Raw genomic sequence first — 17,851 nt, forward strand, 5'->3', positions numbered from 1 at the left:
GAAATGCTTTCTCCCGAAGCCCTGAAGAAAATCGACCGTGCCGTTGCCAAATACCCTGCCGAGCAGAAGCAGTCGGCAGTGATGCACGCCCTTGCCGTAGCGCAGGTCGAAAAAGGCTGGTTGTCGCCCGAAGTGATGCAATTCGTGGCGGAATACCTCGACATGCCCGCAGTCGCGGTGCAAGAGGTTGCAACCTTCTACACCATGTTCAACACGAGCCCGACGGGCAAGTTCAAGTTGACCGTGTGCACGAACCTGCCTTGCCAGCTCACGCGTGGCGAAGAAATGGCCAAGTACCTGAAGGAGAAGTTGGGCGTCGAGTATGGCGACATCACGCCCGACGGCCTCTTCACGGTCAAGGAAGGCGAGTGCATGGGCGCTTGTGGCGACGCTCCCGTCATGCTGGTGAATAACCATCGCATGTGCGGCTTCATGAACGAAGAAAAGGTCGACGCGCTCATCAACGAGCTGACGGCCAAGGGCGCTGCAGGAGAGAAAGCATGACGTCGCTGCACAACCGTCACATCAAGCCGCTGATTCTTGCCGATCTGAACGGCGAGAACTGGCACCTCGAAGATTACGTCAAGCGCGGTGGTTACCAGCAGCTCGCACGTATTCTGAAAGAAGGCATCACGCCGGAGCAGGTGATTGCCGACGTCAAGGCGTCGGGCCTGCGTGGTCGTGGAGGCGCAGGCTTCCCGACCGGTCTGAAGTGGAGCTTCATGCCGCGCGCGTTCCCGGGTCAGAAGTACCTCGTCTGCAATTCGGACGAAGGCGAGCCGGGTACGTTCAAAGACCGCGACATCATGCGCTACAACCCGCATTCGCTGATCGAAGGGATGGCCATCGGTGCTTACGCCATGGGCATTTCGGTCGGCTATAACTACATCCACGGTGAAATCTACGAAGTGTACGAACGCTTCGAGGAAGCCCTGGACGAAGCGCGCGCAGCCGGTTATCTGGGCAAGAACATTCTGGGTACTGACTTCTCGTTCGAGTTGCATGCTCACCACGGTTACGGTGCGTACATCTGCGGCGAAGAGACTGCGTTGCTCGAATCGCTCGAAGGCAAGAAGGGTCAACCGCGTTTCAAGCCGCCTTTCCCGGCAAGCTTCGGTCTGTACGGTAAGCCTACGACCATCAACAACACCGAAACGTTCGCAGCCGTTCCGTTCTTGCTGGCCACGGGCCCGCAGCAGTATCTGGAAATGGGCAAGCCGAACAACGGCGGCACCAAGATCTTCTCGGTGTCGGGCGACGTCGAGCTGCCGGGTAACTACGAAGTGCCGCTGGGCACGCCGTTCGGCGAACTGCTCGAACTGGCCGGTGGTATGCGCGGTGGCAAGAAGTTGAAGGCAGTGATTCCTGGCGGTTCGTCGGCACCTGTCGTGCCGGCCGGGCTGATGATGGAAACCACGATGGACTACGACAGCATCGCCAAGGCTGGCTCGATGCTGGGTTCGGGCGCGGTGATCGTCATGGACGAAACGCGCTGCATGGTGAAGTCGCTGCTGCGTCTGTCGTACTTCTACTACGAAGAATCGTGCGGTCAGTGCACGCCGTGCCGTGAAGGTACTGGCTGGCTGTGGCGCGTGGTCAATCGTATCGAGCATGGTGAAGGCCGCAAGGAAGATCTGGACCTGCTCAACTCGGTGGCCGAGAACATCATGGGCCGTACCATTTGCGCGCTGGGCGATGCCGCAGCGATGCCGGTGCGCGGCATGCTCAAACACTTCTGGGACGAGTTCGCCTACCACGTCGAGCACAAGCATTGCTTGGTCGGCGCTCACTAATCCCTTTTGACGCTTGGCATTGAACCGCTATGGTTGAAATCGAAATTGACGGCCAAAAGGTCGAGGTGCCCGAAGGCAGCATGGTGATCCAGGCTGCCAAAAAGAACGGCACCTATATTCCCCACTTCTGTTACCACAAGAAGCTGTCCATCGCTGCGAACTGCCGCATGTGCCTGGTCGAGGTCGAGAAGGCCCCGAAGGCTGTGCCGGCATGCGCTACGCCGGTGGCCAACGGCATGATCGTGCGCACGAACTCCGAGAAGGCTGTGAAAGCACAGCAATCGGTGATGGAGTTCCTGCTGATCAACCACCCGCTCGACTGCCCGATCTGCGATCAGGGCGGTGAGTGCCAACTGCAAGATCTGGCAGTGGGCTACGGTAAGTCGGCTTCGCGCTATCAGGAAGAGAAGCGCGTGGTGTTCCACAAGAACGTGGGCCCGCTCATCTCGATGGAAGAGATGTCGCGCTGCATTCACTGCACCCGCTGCGTGCGTTTCGGCCAGGAAGTGGCCGGCGTCATGGAATTCGGCATGCTGGGTCGCGGTGAGCACTCGGAAATCACGTCGTTCGTCGGCAAGACGGTCGACTCCGAACTCTCGGGCAACATGATCGACCTGTGCCCGGTCGGAGCACTCACCTCGAAGCCGTTCCGCTACAGCGCCCGTACGTGGGAACTGTCGCGCCGCAAGTCGGTGAGCCCTCACGATGGCGTGGGTGCGAACCTCGTGGTGCAAGTGAAGAACAACAAGGTCATGCGCGTTGTGCCGCTCGAAAACGAAGCGGTCAACGAGTGCTGGATTTCGGACAAGGATCGCTTCTCGTACGAAGGCCTGAACAGCGACGACCGTCTCACCAAGCCGATGCTCAAGCAGGGCGGCGAGTGGCACGAAGTCGACTGGCAGACGGCGCTTGAGTACGTCGGTCACGGTCTGACGGACATCATCCGCGACTTCGGGGCCGACGCGGTTGCCGCGCTGGCTTCGCCGCACGCCACGATCGAAGAACTGCACCTGTTGCAGAAGTTCGTGCGCGCACTGGGTAGCGACAACGTCGACTTCCGTCTGCGTCAGACGGATGTGTCGGGCGGCACTCAGGGTGCCCCGTGGCTCGGCCTGCCGATCGCCGAACTCGATACGCTGCAAAGCGCGCTGGTCATCGGCTCGTTCCTGCGTAAGGATCATCCGCTGTTCGCCTCGCGTCTGCGCTCGGCTGTGAAGGCCGGTGGTCAACTGAATCTGCTGCATGCCTCGGACGACGATCTGCTGGTGAAGCTCGCCAACAAGATCATCGCAGCGCCGAGCGCCTGGGTGAGCGAACTGGCAGGTATCGCCGTCGCCGCTGCGGCTGCCAAGGGCGTTGCCGCTCCGGCAGAACTGGCCGGTGTGAACGCCAGCGACGCCGCCAAGGCGATCGCCGCTTCGCTGATCAACGGCGAGCGTCGTGCGATTCTGCTGGGTAACGCCGTTGTCCAGCATCCGCAATTCGCTCAACTGCACGCCATCGCGCAAGTCATCGCCGACATCACCGGTGCGAAGCTGGGCTTCCTGACGGAAGGCGCGAACACGGTGGGCGGTTATGCGGTGAAGGCCTTGAGCGCGAAGGGCGCTGCGGCACTGTTCGCACAGCCGCGTCAGGCTTACCTGCTGCTCAACGCCGAGCCGGAGTTCGACTCGGCCGACGCGAAGCAAGCACTCACGGCATTGACCGCCGCGAAGATGGTCGTCTCGCTCTCGCCGTTCAAGCACGGCCTCGAATACGCCGACGTGCTGCTGCCGATCGCTCCGTTCACGGAAACGGCCGGTACGTTCGTCAACGCCGAAGGTCTGCCGCAACACTTCAACGGTGTGGTGCGTGCGCTGGGCGACACGCGTCCGGGCTGGAAGGTGCTGCGCGTGCTGGGCAACCTGCTCAAGCTGCAAGGTTTCGAGCAAGACACTGCAGAACAGGTGCGTGACGAAGCGCTGGCCGGTTTCTCGGCTGCGTCGCTCGACAACCGCGCCCGCGCGGCACTGGTGGCACCGAAGGCTGCAGGTCAGGGTCTGGAGCGTCTGGCCGATGTGCCGATCTACGCTGCCGACGCGCTCGTGCGCCGCGCACCGTCGCTGCAACTGACCAACGATGCCAAGGCTGCGCTGCGCGCAACGCTGCCGGCTGCGCTGTTCGACAGCCTGGGTCTCGCCAAGGGCGACGCGGTTCGCGTGCGTCAGGGCGACGCCGTGGTCACGCTGCCGGCCGCTCGCTCGGAAACGCTGCCCGCCAATGTGGTGCGTGTACCGGCAGCCACGCCGGCGTCCGCCGCGCTTGGCGCGATGTTCGGTGAAATCTCGGTGGAGAAGGCGTAAATGAGCCTGAACGAAGTCATCAATCAATACGGCACGCAGCTGCTGGGCGTTGCCTGGCCGACGGTGTGGGCGCTGGTCCGCATTCTCGTCGTCGCCGTGATTCTGCTGCTGTGCGTGGCGTATCTGATTCTGTGGGAGCGTAAGCTCATCGGCTGGATGCACGTGCGTCTCGGTCCGAACCGCGTGGGTCCGGCAGGTTTGCTCCAGCCGATCGCCGACGTGTTGAAGCTGTTGCTCAAGGAAGTGATCACGCCGTCGCAAGTCAGCAAGGGCATTTACGCCATCGCTCCGGTGATGGCCGTGTTGCCGGCGTTTGCGATCTGGGCGGTGATCCCGTTCCAGCCGGGCGCGGTGCTGGCCGACGTGAACGCCGGTCTGCTTTACGCGATGGCCATTTCGTCGATCGGTGTCTACGGCGTGATTCTCGCCGGCTGGGCCTCGAACTCGAAGTACGCCTTCCTCGGTGCCATGCGTGCATCGGCTCAGATGATTTCGTATGAAATCGCCATGGGCTTCGCGCTGGTTACGGTGCTGATGACGGCCGGCTCGCTCAATCTGTCGGACATCGTGCGCTCGCAAGAACACGGCATGTTCGCGGGCATGGGGCTGAACCTGCTGTCGTGGAACTGGATTCCGCTGCTGCCGATGTTCGTCGTCTACTTCATCTCGGGCATTGCGGAAACGAACCGCCACCCGTTCGACGTGGTGGAAGGCGAGTCGGAAATCGTGGCCGGTCACATGATCGAATACTCGGGCATGGGCTTCGCCCTGTTCTTCCTGGCCGAGTACATCAACATGATCATCATCTCGGCGCTGGCCTCGGTGCTGTTCCTGGGTGGCTGGAGTGCGCCGTTCGGCTTCCTGTCGTTCATCCCGGGTGTGTTCTGGCTGGCTTTCAAGGTGTTCCTGCTGCTGTCGGTGTTCATCTGGGTGCGTGCGACGTTCCCGCGCTACCGCTACGACCAGATCATGCGTCTGGGCTGGAAGGTGTTCCTGCCGTTGACGATCCTCTGGGTGATCGTGGTTGGGGGCTGGATCATGTCTCCCTGGAACATCTGGGGCTGAGGCGAACGGAGTAGAGGAATCCCATGGTAAGGGCAATCAAAGACTTTTTCGGCAGTTTCCTGTTGTTGGAACTGCTCAAGGGCATGGCGCTCACAGGGCGCTACACGTTCGCACGCAAGGTGACGGTGCAGTTTCCGGAAGAGAAGACGCCGCTGTCGCCGCGTTTTCGCGGTCTGCACGCACTGCGCCGTTATCCGAACGGTGAAGAACGTTGCATCGCTTGCAAGTTGTGCGAAGCCGTGTGCCCGGCAATGGCAATCACGATCGAATCGGATGTGCGTGAAGACAATACCCGTCGCACCACGCGCTACGACATCGATCTGACCAAGTGCATCTTCTGCGGCTTCTGCGAAGAAAGCTGCCCGGTGGACTCGATCGTCGAAACGCACATTCTCGAGTATCACGGCGAGAAGCGTGGCGATCTGTACTTCACCAAGGAGATGCTGCTCGCGGTGGGCGATCGTTACGAAAACGAAATCGCGGCGGCCAAGGCGGCCGATGCGCCGTACCGTTAAAGCAGGGCAGGGCGCGGTGCTTGGGTAGCGCGCCCGGTACGGCAACAGACGTTGGCTAATTCTCGGCACACCCGGTGATTATGGAATTCACAACTTTTCTTTTTTACGTGTTTGCGCTGATCCTCGTGATCTCCGGCCTGAAGGTCGTGACCTCGCGCAACCCCGTACAGTCCGCACTGTTCCTGGTGCTGGCGTTCTTCAATGCTGCGGCGATCTGGATGCTGCTCGAAGCCGAGTTTCTGGCAATCATGCTGGTGCTCGTCTACGTCGGCGCGGTGATGGTGCTGTTCCTGTTCGTGGTGATGATGATCGACATCAATCTCGACGAACTGCGTCGCGGCTTCGGTAAGTTCATTCCGCTGGCGAGTGCCGTCGGCGCGATCATGATCGTCGAAGCAGCACTCGTGCTGATGCGCGGCTACGGCGCCACGCGTGCCCCGGTCAAGGCCGTGTCGGCACCGGACGTGTCGAACACCAAGGCGCTCGGCGTTGCGCTCTACACCGACTACATCTTCGCCTTCGAAGTGGCAGGTCTGATCCTGCTGGTGGCCGTCGTGGCAGCCGTTGCGCTCACGATGCGTACCCGTAAGGACCACAAACAGACCGACCCGAGCAAGCAGGTGCGCGTGAAGAAACGCGACCGCGTGCGTCTGGTGTCGATGCCCGCCGAAGCCCGGCAGCAATCCACCGGCACTGACAAGCCGGCGGCGGAATAAGGAGACAGCATGATGTCGTTGTCGCTAGCGCATTACCTGGTGTTGGGCGCGATTCTGTTCGCGATCAGCATTACCGGTATCTTCCTCAACCGCAGAAATGTGATTGTGCTGCTCATGGCCATCGAGCTGATGTTGCTCGCGGTCAATCTGAACTTCGTCGCGTTCTCGCATTACCTGGGCGACATTGCCGGCCAGGTATTCGTGTTCTTCATTCTTACGGTGGCCGCCGCAGAAGCTGCGATCGGTCTGGCTATTCTGGTCACGCTGTTCCGTAAGCTCGAAACGGTCAACGTCGAAGATCTCGACCGCCTCAAGGGTTAAAGCGAACGCTGTTATGGCATCCACATTGAATCCCAACCTGCTGCTCGCGATTCCGCTGGCGCCGCTCGTCGGCTCCATGATTGCCGGCCTGTTCGGCAAGCAAGTCGGACGCGCGGGCGCCCACACGGTCACGATCCTCGGCGTGCTGGTCGCGTTTGTCCTGTCGGTCATGACCTTTATCGACGTGTTGAACGGGGCGAGCTTCAACGCCACGGTCTACGAATGGGCTCGCATCGGCGAACTCAAGCTCGAGATCGGTTTCCTCGTCGACACGCTCACCGTCACGATGATGTGCGTGGTCACCTCCGTCTCGCTCATGGTGCACATCTACACCATCGGCTATATGGCGGAAGATCCGGGCTACCAACGCTTCTTCTCGTACATCTCGCTGTTCACGTTCTCGATGTTGATGCTCGTGATGAGCAACAACTTCCTGCAACTGTTCTTCGGCTGGGAAGCGGTGGGGCTGGTCTCGTACCTGCTGATCGGTTTCTGGTACACGCGTCCGACCGCGATCTACGCCAATATGAAAGCGTTCCTGGTCAACCGCGTCGGTGACTTCGGCTTCCTGCTCGGTATCGGCCTGATTCTGGCGTTCACCGGCACGCTGAACTACAGCGAAGTGTTCGCCAAGGCTAACGACGTTGCAGCCCTTTCGTTCCCGGGCACCGACTGGCGTCTGATTACGGTGGCTTGTATCTGCCTGTTCATCGGCGCGATGGGTAAGTCGGCGCAGTTCCCGCTGCACGTCTGGCTGCCGGACTCGATGGAAGGCCCGACCCCGATCTCGGCACTGATTCACGCGGCCACGATGGTGACGGCGGGTATCTTCATGGTGAGCCGTATGTCGCCGCTGTTCGAACTGTCGGACACCGCGCTGTCGTTCATCACGATCATCGGTGCGATCACGGCGTTGTTCATGGGCTTCCTGGGCATGATCCAGAACGACATCAAGCGTGTCGTGGCCTACTCGACGCTCTCGCAGCTCGGTTACATGACGGTCGCGCTTGGCGTGTCGGCCTACCCGGTCGCCATTTTCCACCTGATGACGCACGCGTTCTTCAAGGCGCTGCTGTTCCTCGGTGCCGGTTCGGTGATCATGGGCATGCACCACGATCAGGACATGCGCAACATGGGCGGCCTGTGGAAGTACATGCCGATCACGTGGATCACGTCGCTGCTGGGTTCGCTCGCACTGATCGGCACGCCGTTCTTCGCAGGCTTCTACTCGAAGGACTCGATCATCGAAGCGGTCGCCGCCTCGCATCTGCCGGGTTCGGGCTTCGCCTACTTCGCAGTAGTCGCGAGCGTGTTCGTCACGGCGTTCTACTCGTTCCGTATGTACTTCCTGGTCTTCCACGGCAAGGAGCGTTTCGGTCAGGCGCATGCGCATGATCATCACGACGCGCACCACGAGGAAGAAGAGGATTCGCACGACGAGCACCACGGTCTGGCCCCGGGTCAGAAGCCGCACGAGTCGCCGGCTGTCGTCACGATTCCGCTGATCCTGCTGGCGATCCCGTCGGTCATCATCGGTGCCATTGCGATCGCTCCGATGCTCTTCGGCGAGTTCTTCAAGCAAGGCGTGGCGTTCAAGGACGTGATCTTCGTCGGCGAGAATCACCCGGCGATGGAAGAACTCGGCCACGAGTTCCACGGCTGGGTGGCGATGGCACTGCACTCGTTCGGCACGCTGCCGATCGCACTGTCGGCGCTGGGCATCATTCTGGCGGCGTTCTTCTACCTCAAGCGTCCGGACATTCCGGAAGCGCTGAAGAACCGGTTCTCGGGCGTCTACAACCTGCTCGATAACAAGTACTACATGGACAAGATCAACGAAGTGGTCTTCGCCAAGGGCGCGCTCAAGATTGGTCGCGGCCTGTGGAAGGCGGGCGATCAGGGTCTCATCGACGGCGCCGTCGTGAATGGCAGCGCGCGTCTGGTGGGCTGGTTCGCCGGCGTCATTCGCTTCGCACAATCCGGTTACATCTACCACTACGCGTTCGCCATGATCATCGGCATGCTCGGGCTCCTGACGCTGTTTGTGACGTTGAACGGCAAGTAATAGGGGGAGCCAATAACAATGCAATCGCTACCGCTTCTGAGTCTGGCCATCTGGCTGCCCATCATCTCGGGGATCGTTATCCTCGCGGTGGGTAACGACCGCAATCCGGGTGTCGCACGCGCGCTGTCGCTGATCGGCTCGCTGCTGAGCTTCCTGGTCACGCTGCCGCTGATCTCGAACTTCGACGCCAAGGCCTCTTCGTTCCAGTTCGTCGAGAAATCGAGCTGGATCGAACGCTTCCACATCAACTACTTCCTCGGCATCGACGGCATTTCGCTGTGGCTTGTCGTGCTGACCGCCCTCATCACGGTGATCGTGGTGATCGCAGGCTGGGAAGTGATCACCGAACGCGTGGCGCAGTACATGGCCGCGTTCCTGATCCTCTCCGGTCTGATGATCGGCGTGTTCTCGGCACAAGACGGCTTGCTGTTCTACGTGTTCTTCGAAGCCACGCTGATCCCGATGTATCTGATCATCGGTATCTGGGGTGGTCCGAACCGCGTGTACGCTGCGTTCAAGTTCTTCCTGTACACGCTGCTCGGCTCGCTGCTGATGCTGGTTGCGCTGATCTATCTGTACAACGCGACGGGTTCGTTCACGCTGACCGACTGGTACGCCGCGAAGCTGCCGATGAACGTGCAGATACTGCTGTTCGTGGCCTTCTTCATGGCCTTCGCGGTGAAGGTGCCGATGTGGCCGGTGCACACCTGGCTGCCGGACGCCCACGTGGAAGCGCCGACGGGTGGCTCGGTCGTGCTGGCCGCCATCATGCTGAAGCTCGGCGCGTACGGTTTCCTGCGCTTCTCGCTACCGATCGCACCGGACGCCAGTCACTACCTGTCGGGCTTCATGGTCGCGCTTGCGCTGATCGCCATCGTCTACATCGGCCTCGTGGCTCTGGTGCAGACGGATATGAAGAAACTGGTGGCTTACTCGTCGATCGCTCACATGGGCTTCGCGATCCTCGGCTTCTTCATGTTCAGCGAAATCGGCATGCAGGGCGCGATGGTGCAGATGATCTCGCACGGTTTCGTGTCGGGCGCCATGTTCCTGTGTATCGGTGTGCTGTATGACCGTATGCACTCGCGCAACATCGCCGACTACGGCGGTGTCGTGAACACGATGCCGAAGTTCGCCGCATTCCTGATGCTGTTCGCTATGGCTAACAGCGGTCTGCCGGCAACGTCGGGCTTCGTGGGTGAGTTCCTGGTGATTCTGGGCGCGGTGAAGCTGAACTTCTGGGTGGGCCTGCTGGCTGCCACCTCGCTGATCACCGGTGCGGCCTACTCGCTGTGGATGTACAAGCGCGTGATTTTCGGCGCGATCGCCAACGATCATGTACGCGAGCTGATCGACATCAACAAGCGCGAGTTCTTCATGCTCGCAGTGCTGGCGGCTCTCACGTTGTTCATGGGTATCTATCCGAAGCCTTTTACGGACCTGATGCATACCTCCGTGGTTAACCTCCTCGCCCACGTGGCGCAGACCAAGCTGCCGTAATCGGGGAGGACATCTAGATCATGCAAAACATTAATCTGCTGCCTGCGTTGCCGGAGGCCATCCTGCTGCTCATGATCCTCGTGATCATGATGTGCGACGCGTTCCTCGGCCAGACGCGCAAGCTTAACTACGTGCTGGCGCTCATCACGTCGGCTGTCGTGTCGGTGCTGTGGGCTTGCAATGCCGCCGACCCGGCGTCGCATTACCTGTTCGGCAATGTGTTCGTCGCCGACCCGATGTCGAACCTGCTCAAGGCCTTCGGTGGTCTGGCAACGTTCGTCACGTTCATCTACGGCCAGAAGTATCTGGAAGCACGCGGTCTTGCCCGTGGCGACTTCTACGTCCTCAGCTTGTTCTCGCTGCTGGGCCTGTCGGTGATGATCTCGGGCAACAGCTTCCTGACGCTGTATCTGGGTCTGGAACTGATGTCGCTGTCGCTGTATGCGCTCGCCGCCGTGTGGCGCGATTCGACGAACGCGACCGAGTCGGCCATGAAGTACTACGTGCTGGGTGCGCTGGCTTCGGGCTTCCTGCTGTACGGTATGTCGATGATGTACGGCGCGACGGGCTCGCTCGAACTCGCCAAGGTCTTCGAAGTGATCGCTTCCGGCGCCGTGAACAAGATCGTGCTGGTGTTCGGCGTGGTCTTCGTGGTGGCCGGTCTGGCGTTCAAGCTGGGCGCTGCACCGTTCCACATGTGGGTGCCGGACGTCTATCAGGGCGCACCGACCCCGGTCACGCTGCTCATCGGCGGCGCACCGAAGCTGGGTGCCTTCGCGCTGCTGCTGCGCTTGCTGGTGGAAGGCATGCTCCCGCTGGCGATCGACTGGCAGCAGATGCTGATCATTCTGGCGGTGCTCTCGCTGGTGATCGGTAACCTGACGGCTATCGTGCAGACCAACGTCAAGCGTCTGCTGGCGTACTCGACGATCTCGCACATGGGTTTCGTGCTGCTGGGCATGCTCTCGGGCGTCGTGGGCGGCAAGATCGACGGCATCGCCGACGCGTACGGTTCGTCGCTGTTCTACAGCGTGATCTATCTGCTGACGACGCTGGGTACGTTCGGTATCGTGCTGTTGCTTTCGCGTAAGGGCTTCGAAGCCGAGAACCTCTCGGATCTGAAGGGCTTGAACCAACGCAGCCCGTGGTTTGCCTTCGTCATGCTGATGTTGATGTTCTCGCTGGCCGGTATTCCGCCGCTGGCAGGCTTCTACGCCAAGCTGGCTGTGCTGCAAGCCGTGGTGAACGCCGGTATGGTGTGGCTGGCAGTGGTCGCGGTGATCGCGTCGCTGATCGGTGCGTTCTACTATCTGCGCGTCGTGAAGCTGATGTACTTCGACAAAGCCGACGACACCAATGCGCTGGAAGGCAGCGGTACGATGCGCTTCGTGCTGTCGATCAACGGTCTGGCCATGCTGTATCTCGGCCTGATGCCGGGGTCGCTGATGGACTGGTGCCTGCGCACGATCAAGCTGACGCTGGCGAGCTAACTCGCCGGATGACTTCACGCAGTGATGCAATGCGGACAGGGCAGATCGGAACGATCTGCCCTGCCGTTTGACAGAGATAGCAAGGCAAGCAGGGGAGACGAACGATGGGGATGTCCGCAGGCGGTACGCTAGTCATTTTGCTGGCTGTGCTGGGCGCGAACCTGCCGTTCGTGAACCAGAGGTTGTTCGGTATTCTCGGGCGCAAGTCGGCGGTCAAACCGCTGTGGCTTCGTCTGATCGAGATGGTGGTGGCGTACTTCGTCGTAGGTGCGCTCGGTTACCTGATCGAGTCGGGCATCGGCAATGTGTTCGCACAGGGCTGGGAGTTCTACGCCGTGACGGCGAGCCTGTTTGTCGTGTTCGCGTTTCCGGGCTTCGTCTACCGGTATTTGTGGCGCCATCGACCGGCGGCTGCCGCGTGAGATGGATGCTTCGCAAGACGCCGCCCCCGAGGCGGCGTTTTGTATTCCGGGTTCGCCAATTTTCAGCCGTGGAGGGCTTATGACCCAACAGCAAGACGACCAGCACCTGATTGAGACCGGCATCGAGAGCGATACCGTCTACGAAGGCGCGTTCCTCACCATCAAGCGCGATCGTGTGCGTCTGCCCGACGGCAAGACGGCGATTCGCGAGTACACGACCCATCCGGGGGCGGTGATGGTGATCCCGCTGTTCGAAGACGGTCAGGTGCTCATGGAGCGCCAGTATCGCTATCCGTTGAAGCGGGTGATGACGGAGTTGCCCGCCGGTAAGCTCGACGAGGCCGAGGGTGGCCTCGTGTGCGGTCAGCGCGAGTTGCTGGAAGAGACGGGCTATCGGGCCGAGCGCTGGGATTACCTGACCCGCATTCACCCGGTGATTTCGTACTCGACGGAGTTCATCGACATCTGGCTGGCACGCGATCTGACAAAGGGCGAGCAGAAGCTGGATGAAGGCGAGTTTCTGGACGTCTTCAAGATGCCCGCGACGGAGCTGCTTCAGTGGGTGCGTGAAGGACGCGTCACGGACGTGAAATCGGTTATCGGCGCGTTTTGGCTGGAAAAGATATTATCGGGAGTCTGGCAGCCCGGTGAACGTACGCCGTTGCGCTGATTCGCCGTCTTACGGTCATTTTTCGATCCCGGCCTCGCTGACGTATTCCAACGGCGGGGCGGGGACACATCCGTTGCATCATGAAGGTTTTTGATCTGCGTTGTGCCCATGAGCACACCTTCGAGGGCTGGTTCGGCTCGGAGGACGATTACCTGTCGCAACAGTCTCGCGGGCTGGTCAGTTGCCCGGTCTGTGGCGACACGGCTGTCGTGCGCATGCCGTCCGCACCGCGTCTGAATCTGTCGGGGACGACGTCGCGCGCCGAGACCTCGGCGACGCAGGCGAGCGGCTCGCCCGTGCGTGCCGATGCGCTGCCTCCAGAGGTTGCGCAAGCGCAGCGTCAATTGCAGACGTTGTGGATGAAAGCTGTGCGCCACGTCATTGCGAATACGGAAGACGTCGGTAATCAATTCGCCGAGGAAGCGCGCAAGATTCACTATCAGGAAGCCCCGGAGCGCAATATTCGCGGCACGACGTCGCGAGAGGAAGCCGAGGCGCTGGCCGACGAAGGCATCGACATCATGTCGCTGCCGCTGCCTGACGGTGTCAAGGAAACCCTCCAATAGCGGTTCATCGGGTGCCGTTCCGGCCGCCATCGCTTTGCTCTGATTTCACCCCCACGTCGAAATCGCCATCTCGGCCACCTCCGTTCCCCCGACGTCGACCCGGGCGAGTCGTTCCACGTCCACTCGCTTGAGGATGAACTGCATCTCGCCCAAGCCGTCGAACGCCCCGTAGAGACGCGCCAGATCGCCTCGACGCATCAACGCCCCGAACGCCTTGAGCGCGTCGCCGGTCGAGCGAAATTCGGCAACGCCGAAATTCGGATCGTAGACAACGGTGCCGGCACGCTCGACCAATATGGACATGGAATGACTCCGCGTGGTGACGAGATACGTCGCTCTGGGGGGACCGGCCGCGATCGCTTGTTCAAGCCGGTCGAGGTCGAACAGCCCGAGATGCGTTTCCGTCGCGCTGGCTTCCACGCTGGAGTGCAATCGTACGAGCTGCTCCCGAAGCGAAAGCGCCTGAGGGGATTGAGGCCATTGAACGGCACCTTCTATCGTCCGGATGAATGACGTGATTTCCCCGCGATGTTGGGCGACCGCCATCATGCGCACCAGCGGCAAGCAGAATCCGGTTCGCCCATCGGCGTTGCTTGCCGTATAGGCCATTTGCGGCAGCGGTCGGAATTCTCCGGATGCGGCGTGAATGTCGCCCGCAACGAGCCGGGCGTTGGCCGCGGCGCGCGCCGTGGCTTCGACGCGCATGACTTCTTCGACGCGGCGCGAGAGGATGCCGAGCAGGCGGGGATCGCTCGTCGCCGGATCGATGAAATCCAGCTTGAGCAGCGCCGATGGCCGCGCTTCCGGTGGCAGGTTCAACGGGCTTTTCTCCGCTTCGCTTCGGCCCGCCTGGAAGGCTTCCCGACGCCCGGCCGACGCCGCATGACGCTGCGCCGAAAGCTTCGAGCGGTATTCGACGTCGATGAAATTCAGGCTCACATCGTCATGGAACACCGTTGCTCCGACTGGTCCGTCGAGCGTGGAGTGCGCGCTGATGTCTTCGAGAATCCAATCGTAATTCGCGGTTTGCGAGATCGCGGGACCGGGCGAGCCGGGCCTGGCATGATCGATCACGTTCCAGGTTCCGCGATTGGGAAAATAATCGACATTGAAGTAAAGCTCCCCGGAGCGCACCACCATGCCTTGTTCGCCGCGATAGAGGTTGGGCATCAGTGGATGCAGCCGCTGCGCGGAGGCGGACGCCAGAAAGGGCCGCAATTGCGCGCTTACCGTAGCGGCTGCATTCGTATACCAGCCGATGGGCAGCCCGGTCGCTCCGGAAAGCATGGCATTCCAGCCCGCACGTCGAACCGGTCGGTCGCCGAAGGCAACGGCGGTGGCGCCCATCGCGAAGGTAATCGCGGAGAGCGTGCTGGAAGTCGCACCGATGCCCGGCAACGCGGCCCCGGCGACCGCAGTAAGGCCGAATACAAAGTTGGTGGCGGCAAGCGTGTCGAGCAGCGGCGCGACGAGGCTACCGGTCAAGCTCGACGTCCGGCTATGCGTTTCTTCCTGTACGCGCGCCTTGAACAGATCAAGGTATGCGGTGAAGGGGTCGCCGGAAATGAGTGACGTCGAGAATGCCAAAGCGGGGATGATGCCTCTGCGCGGGGCAGGCATGCCGATGAGACCGGTGCGCATCGCGTTTTCACGATCGGCTTTGGAGAACGCGCTCACCAGCCGTTCGCGGGCACTCGTATCTCCGAGCTGCTCGGTGAGCCAACTGTGCAACGCCGAATGTCGATGAAACGCGATCAGATGATCCGACAGCACGCGAGGCGCATACATGAGCACCCAACCGGTGCCGAGATCCTCGAAGAGTTGAATGTCCGATTTCGCACCACCGACATGTAGCCATGACATGCGAATGTCGGGATCCGGAATCGAAGGTGTGTGCATCGGTTCCAGATTCAGCGAATAGATGCTGGCGCATCCGGCGACGCGCCGCGCGATGTCCGCCGCTGCGGGCGGCAGGCGACCTTCCTGCAGTTGTACGAAGGCCTCGATGATGAAGGCGCCCTTGAGCGACACGTACATGTTCTGCGAGTGGTCTTGCCAGAAGGTATCGAAAACGTCGGTTTGCTGATCGATGAAGGATTCGGTGTCGATGGCGTTAAGCAAAGCCTCCGGTGTCAGGTTCGGAATATTCAGTTCACGCGCATCGACGGGGTCGGCATCGTTCGAGAAGATGGTCCGAGTGCCGGGTGATAGCGCTTCGGTCTGTGCGCCGCTGACTCGGTTCGCGAGGTATTGCGTCAGCGACGACGTTTCGATCGGCGTCTCCGGACCACTCCAGTCGTAGGTCGGAAAATCGAGCGCTGTGCTCACACGCTGCCGGTAGACGTGAAGGTAAATCTGCGACGTCGTCACTACTTGACCGGTCAAGGTCATGATCAGCGCAGTCATGTAATCCTCGGTCGCGCGTGATAAATCGGGCAACGCCTCGGAGACATGGACGCGCAGTCGGCCGACCTGGTGAACCGCTTCGATAGCGCGGTGGTCGATATGCAGACGGCGTTCGCGGGGGAGCGTATCGGGAGGAAACCCAGCGGGAAAGCCTGTGTCGCCGGGCGCGGCTTCCTGCATTCCAGTGTCGAAGTCGGTGGCGTTTGCGCCGGCCAGCCATGTTGTCCAGACGGCGCTTCGCTGCCCGTCGAACAGCGCGCTGCCACCGTAGTCGAAGTCGTGGCGAATGACACTGAAGCTCGCTCTCAGTGCGAGACGGATCACATCGTCCTGCGTGGCCGGGAGCATGACCCGGCACGGGTCGTCGACGAAGCACCTGGGCTGCATATCGAGGGGAAGCCGACCGACCAGTTCCCGATAGATGACGGAGCCTTCCCCTCTGGCCAGATCCCGTTCGAGACTTAGTTCCGATTCGTATTCCCTTAGCGGAAAACCACTTCCCAGCACCGCGACAAGTATTCTCCCCGGATGATGTGTCATCCGGGCGGGATACTCCGAAATGGCAAACGCACCCGCAGGTCGGACGTGGCCTACGCCGGGTACGTCGAGGATGATCTCGTGTCCTTTGATGTTGCCGATGTACATGTCGAGGTTCAATCGACGGTGCGTGGCATCGGGTGCGTACGTTACGATCTGGGCCAAAACGAGACCGTCCCCGGAGATTCGTCCGGCGTTGTACTCGATGGCGGCCTGCTGCTCGAGTGCCGTTCGCGCACGCTCGTAAAGCGCCTCAACGTAATCGGCCTCGGCGCGAGGACCTTCCAGCCGATTCAGATGGCTAAGCCAGCGCTGCCTGCACGCGTCGATGACCTTCTCGAACGCCGGGACCGTTAGCTCCTTGACTTCGTCCTCAGGGACAAAGTGGTTTCTCCGCGTGCGGTCATGCCTGTAGATGCCGTAGGCGAGCGGGGTCTCCTTGATGTGGTTTTGCTTTGTCGCAAACTGTCGTGCAGCCTCGCTAAGCGTCAGCGATTCGATTAGGCCGCTACGCGCCAAGGTGCCCGGCGGTAGCCCCATTTTGGAGGGGCGGCCGAAGTATTTGAATCGATTCAGGTAAAGGAGATCGGGGTTTCGCGTGATGCCGACGTCGGCGAGGGCCGAGATCAGTTCATGATCGATGAATTGCCGTAAATCCAAAACCGGGGAAATCGCGTTGATCGTGGCTTCCCGGGTCAGGGCACGATTTTCCTGAGCGTTCGCGAGTGAGACGACCCGTCGCATCGCGGGCGAATTGTCCAACGGGGACAGTTTCTGCGGCTGTCTCTCACTCGGATGACGTGACGCCCGATGCGCCGCATGGCGCACCGGATGAGGGGGAGGCGCACCCTCCGGCGCTGGATTCGCGGTATCCGGGGGCGCGGGCGACACCGCTGCGCTCGCCGTTGCCGGAAAGCGAAGCGGATCGTAAATCGGCACGGCGTTCGTCAGTCGGTCGGTGCCCTCGGAGATCGCATGCAGACAGGCATCGACGACATCGCCGATGACTTCCCGAAATGAGAGGCTCCCGCTGTCGTCGGGCGGTACGCGGTGAGGTGCGGTCAACGGGCTCGCGATGCCGATGTCGCGCGCGATGCACGAGGCACTCGCGTAGGCGTAAAGCAAACCGGTCAACGTGCCGATGGCACCGCATCTGTCGAAGCGGAAGGTCGGCATCGTGTAACTCACCTCGTGCGCCAGTTCGCGTGCACGCTGTTCGTAATCGGACTCACTGATGTTCGGATCGAATCCGCTGCCAGCCATTCGTAACCATTGGAACGTGTCCGAGACACTCTGCGCCCAGCTTTTACCGCAGACCGCTACATGGCGATTCTCGGACTCGCCATCGCGCGAGGCGGCCCGTGTCATCGACCGCCGGATGTCCCGCAGATTCGACGGCGACGTCACACGCAGGCAGATGGTCTCCAGAGTGTCGGCGGGATG

Annotated in this window: 14 protein-coding genes; 13 read left to right on the top strand and 1 reads right to left on the bottom strand. The window is 61.1% G+C overall.

The annotated features are described in order from the left end of the window. The first annotated feature begins 3 nt into the window (after positions 1-3). The 13 genes from nuoE to PCO31010_RS14265 all read left to right on the top strand — a co-directional run bounded on the left by nuoE (position 4) and on the right by PCO31010_RS14265 (position 13,465). A complete protein-coding gene (gene nuoE, locus PCO31010_RS14205; RefSeq protein WP_150664832.1) occupies positions 4-504 on the top strand; it encodes an NADH-quinone oxidoreductase subunit NuoE in 501 nt (166 codons plus the stop codon). Beyond that, positions 501-1,793 (top strand): NADH-quinone oxidoreductase subunit NuoF, encoded by a 1,293-nt coding sequence (gene nuoF / locus PCO31010_RS14210; protein WP_150664833.1) that lies wholly within the window; start codon positions 501-503, stop codon positions 1,791-1,793. Before nuoE ends, nuoF begins: the two co-directional genes overlap by 4 nt. Before the next feature lie 29 nt (positions 1,794-1,822). Beyond that, positions 1,823-4,135 (top strand): NADH-quinone oxidoreductase subunit NuoG, encoded by a 2,313-nt coding sequence (gene nuoG, locus PCO31010_RS14215; RefSeq protein ID WP_150664834.1) that lies wholly within the window; start codon positions 1,823-1,825, stop codon positions 4,133-4,135. After that, entirely contained in the window at positions 4,136-5,200 is a 1,065-nt protein-coding gene (nuoH, locus tag PCO31010_RS14220; protein WP_039399237.1) for an NADH-quinone oxidoreductase subunit NuoH, read from the top strand. It begins immediately after the preceding gene. Between the two features lie 23 nt (positions 5,201-5,223). Next, positions 5,224-5,715: an NADH-quinone oxidoreductase subunit NuoI gene (nuoI, locus tag PCO31010_RS14225; RefSeq protein ID WP_039399235.1), complete on the top strand. Its 492-nt coding sequence runs from the start codon at positions 5,224-5,226 to the stop codon at positions 5,713-5,715. 80 nt (positions 5,716-5,795) lie between these two features. Beyond that, a complete protein-coding gene (locus PCO31010_RS14230; RefSeq protein ID WP_039399233.1) occupies positions 5,796-6,431 on the top strand; it encodes an NADH-quinone oxidoreductase subunit J in 636 nt (211 codons plus the stop codon). A 9-nt stretch (positions 6,432-6,440) separates the two neighbouring features. Then, positions 6,441-6,752, top strand: coding sequence for an NADH-quinone oxidoreductase subunit NuoK (gene nuoK, locus PCO31010_RS14235; protein WP_023596640.1), 312 nt, complete (start codon positions 6,441-6,443; stop codon positions 6,750-6,752). 13 nt (positions 6,753-6,765) lie between these two features. After that, a complete protein-coding gene (nuoL, locus tag PCO31010_RS14240) occupies positions 6,766-8,817 on the top strand; it encodes an NADH-quinone oxidoreductase subunit L (protein ID WP_150664835.1) in 2,052 nt (683 codons plus the stop codon). Positions 8,818-8,835: 18 nt separating this feature from the next. Beyond that, on the top strand, positions 8,836-10,317 hold the full coding sequence (locus tag PCO31010_RS14245) for an NADH-quinone oxidoreductase subunit M (protein WP_150664836.1): 1,482 nt from the start codon (positions 8,836-8,838) through the stop codon (positions 10,315-10,317). 20 nt (positions 10,318-10,337) lie between these two features. Beyond that, positions 10,338-11,807 (top strand): NADH-quinone oxidoreductase subunit NuoN, encoded by a 1,470-nt coding sequence (gene nuoN, locus PCO31010_RS14250; protein WP_150664837.1) that lies wholly within the window; start codon positions 10,338-10,340, stop codon positions 11,805-11,807. A 110-nt stretch (positions 11,808-11,917) separates the two neighbouring features. Beyond that, a complete protein-coding gene (locus tag PCO31010_RS14255; RefSeq protein ID WP_039403639.1) occupies positions 11,918-12,229 on the top strand; it encodes a DUF2818 family protein in 312 nt (103 codons plus the stop codon). 79 nt (positions 12,230-12,308) lie between these two features. Next, the gene (locus PCO31010_RS14260) at positions 12,309-12,899 is read left to right on the top strand and encodes an NUDIX domain-containing protein (RefSeq protein WP_150664838.1); all 591 of its coding nucleotides are present in this window, start codon (positions 12,309-12,311) and stop codon (positions 12,897-12,899) included. A gap of 80 nt (positions 12,900-12,979) precedes the next feature. Next, positions 12,980-13,465, top strand: a complete 486-nt coding sequence (locus tag PCO31010_RS14265; protein ID WP_150664839.1) for a DUF1178 family protein — start codon at positions 12,980-12,982, stop codon at positions 13,463-13,465. A gap of 45 nt (positions 13,466-13,510) precedes the next feature. On the opposite strand, the gene PCO31010_RS14270 is transcribed toward PCO31010_RS14265, so the two are convergent. Then, a complete protein-coding gene (locus PCO31010_RS14270) occupies positions 13,511-17,347 on the bottom strand; it encodes a dermonecrotic toxin domain-containing protein (RefSeq protein WP_150664840.1) in 3,837 nt (1,278 codons plus the stop codon). Positions 17,348-17,851 lie beyond the last annotated feature (504 nt).

The sequence above is a fragment of the Pandoraea commovens genome (assembly GCF_902459615.1).
In the GTDB taxonomy this organism is placed as follows: domain Bacteria; phylum Pseudomonadota; class Gammaproteobacteria; order Burkholderiales; family Burkholderiaceae; genus Pandoraea; species Pandoraea commovens.

Coding starts and splice junctions, on each gene's coding strand:
- nuoE (WP_150664832.1), top strand. CDS start 4: ATGCTTTCTCCCGAAGCCCTGAAGAAAATCGACCGTGCCGTTGCCAAA.
- nuoF (WP_150664833.1), top strand. CDS start 501: ATGACGTCGCTGCACAACCGTCACATCAAGCCGCTGATTCTTGCCGAT.
- nuoG (WP_150664834.1), top strand. CDS start 1,823: ATGGTTGAAATCGAAATTGACGGCCAAAAGGTCGAGGTGCCCGAAGGC.
- nuoH (WP_039399237.1), top strand. CDS start 4,136: ATGAGCCTGAACGAAGTCATCAATCAATACGGCACGCAGCTGCTGGGC.
- nuoI (WP_039399235.1), top strand. CDS start 5,224: ATGGTAAGGGCAATCAAAGACTTTTTCGGCAGTTTCCTGTTGTTGGAA.
- PCO31010_RS14230 (WP_039399233.1), top strand. CDS start 5,796: ATGGAATTCACAACTTTTCTTTTTTACGTGTTTGCGCTGATCCTCGTG.
- nuoK (WP_023596640.1), top strand. CDS start 6,441: ATGATGTCGTTGTCGCTAGCGCATTACCTGGTGTTGGGCGCGATTCTG.
- nuoL (WP_150664835.1), top strand. CDS start 6,766: ATGGCATCCACATTGAATCCCAACCTGCTGCTCGCGATTCCGCTGGCG.
- PCO31010_RS14245 (WP_150664836.1), top strand. CDS start 8,836: ATGCAATCGCTACCGCTTCTGAGTCTGGCCATCTGGCTGCCCATCATC.
- nuoN (WP_150664837.1), top strand. CDS start 10,338: ATGCAAAACATTAATCTGCTGCCTGCGTTGCCGGAGGCCATCCTGCTG.
- PCO31010_RS14255 (WP_039403639.1), top strand. CDS start 11,918: ATGTCCGCAGGCGGTACGCTAGTCATTTTGCTGGCTGTGCTGGGCGCG.
- PCO31010_RS14260 (WP_150664838.1), top strand. CDS start 12,309: ATGACCCAACAGCAAGACGACCAGCACCTGATTGAGACCGGCATCGAG.
- PCO31010_RS14265 (WP_150664839.1), top strand. CDS start 12,980: ATGAAGGTTTTTGATCTGCGTTGTGCCCATGAGCACACCTTCGAGGGC.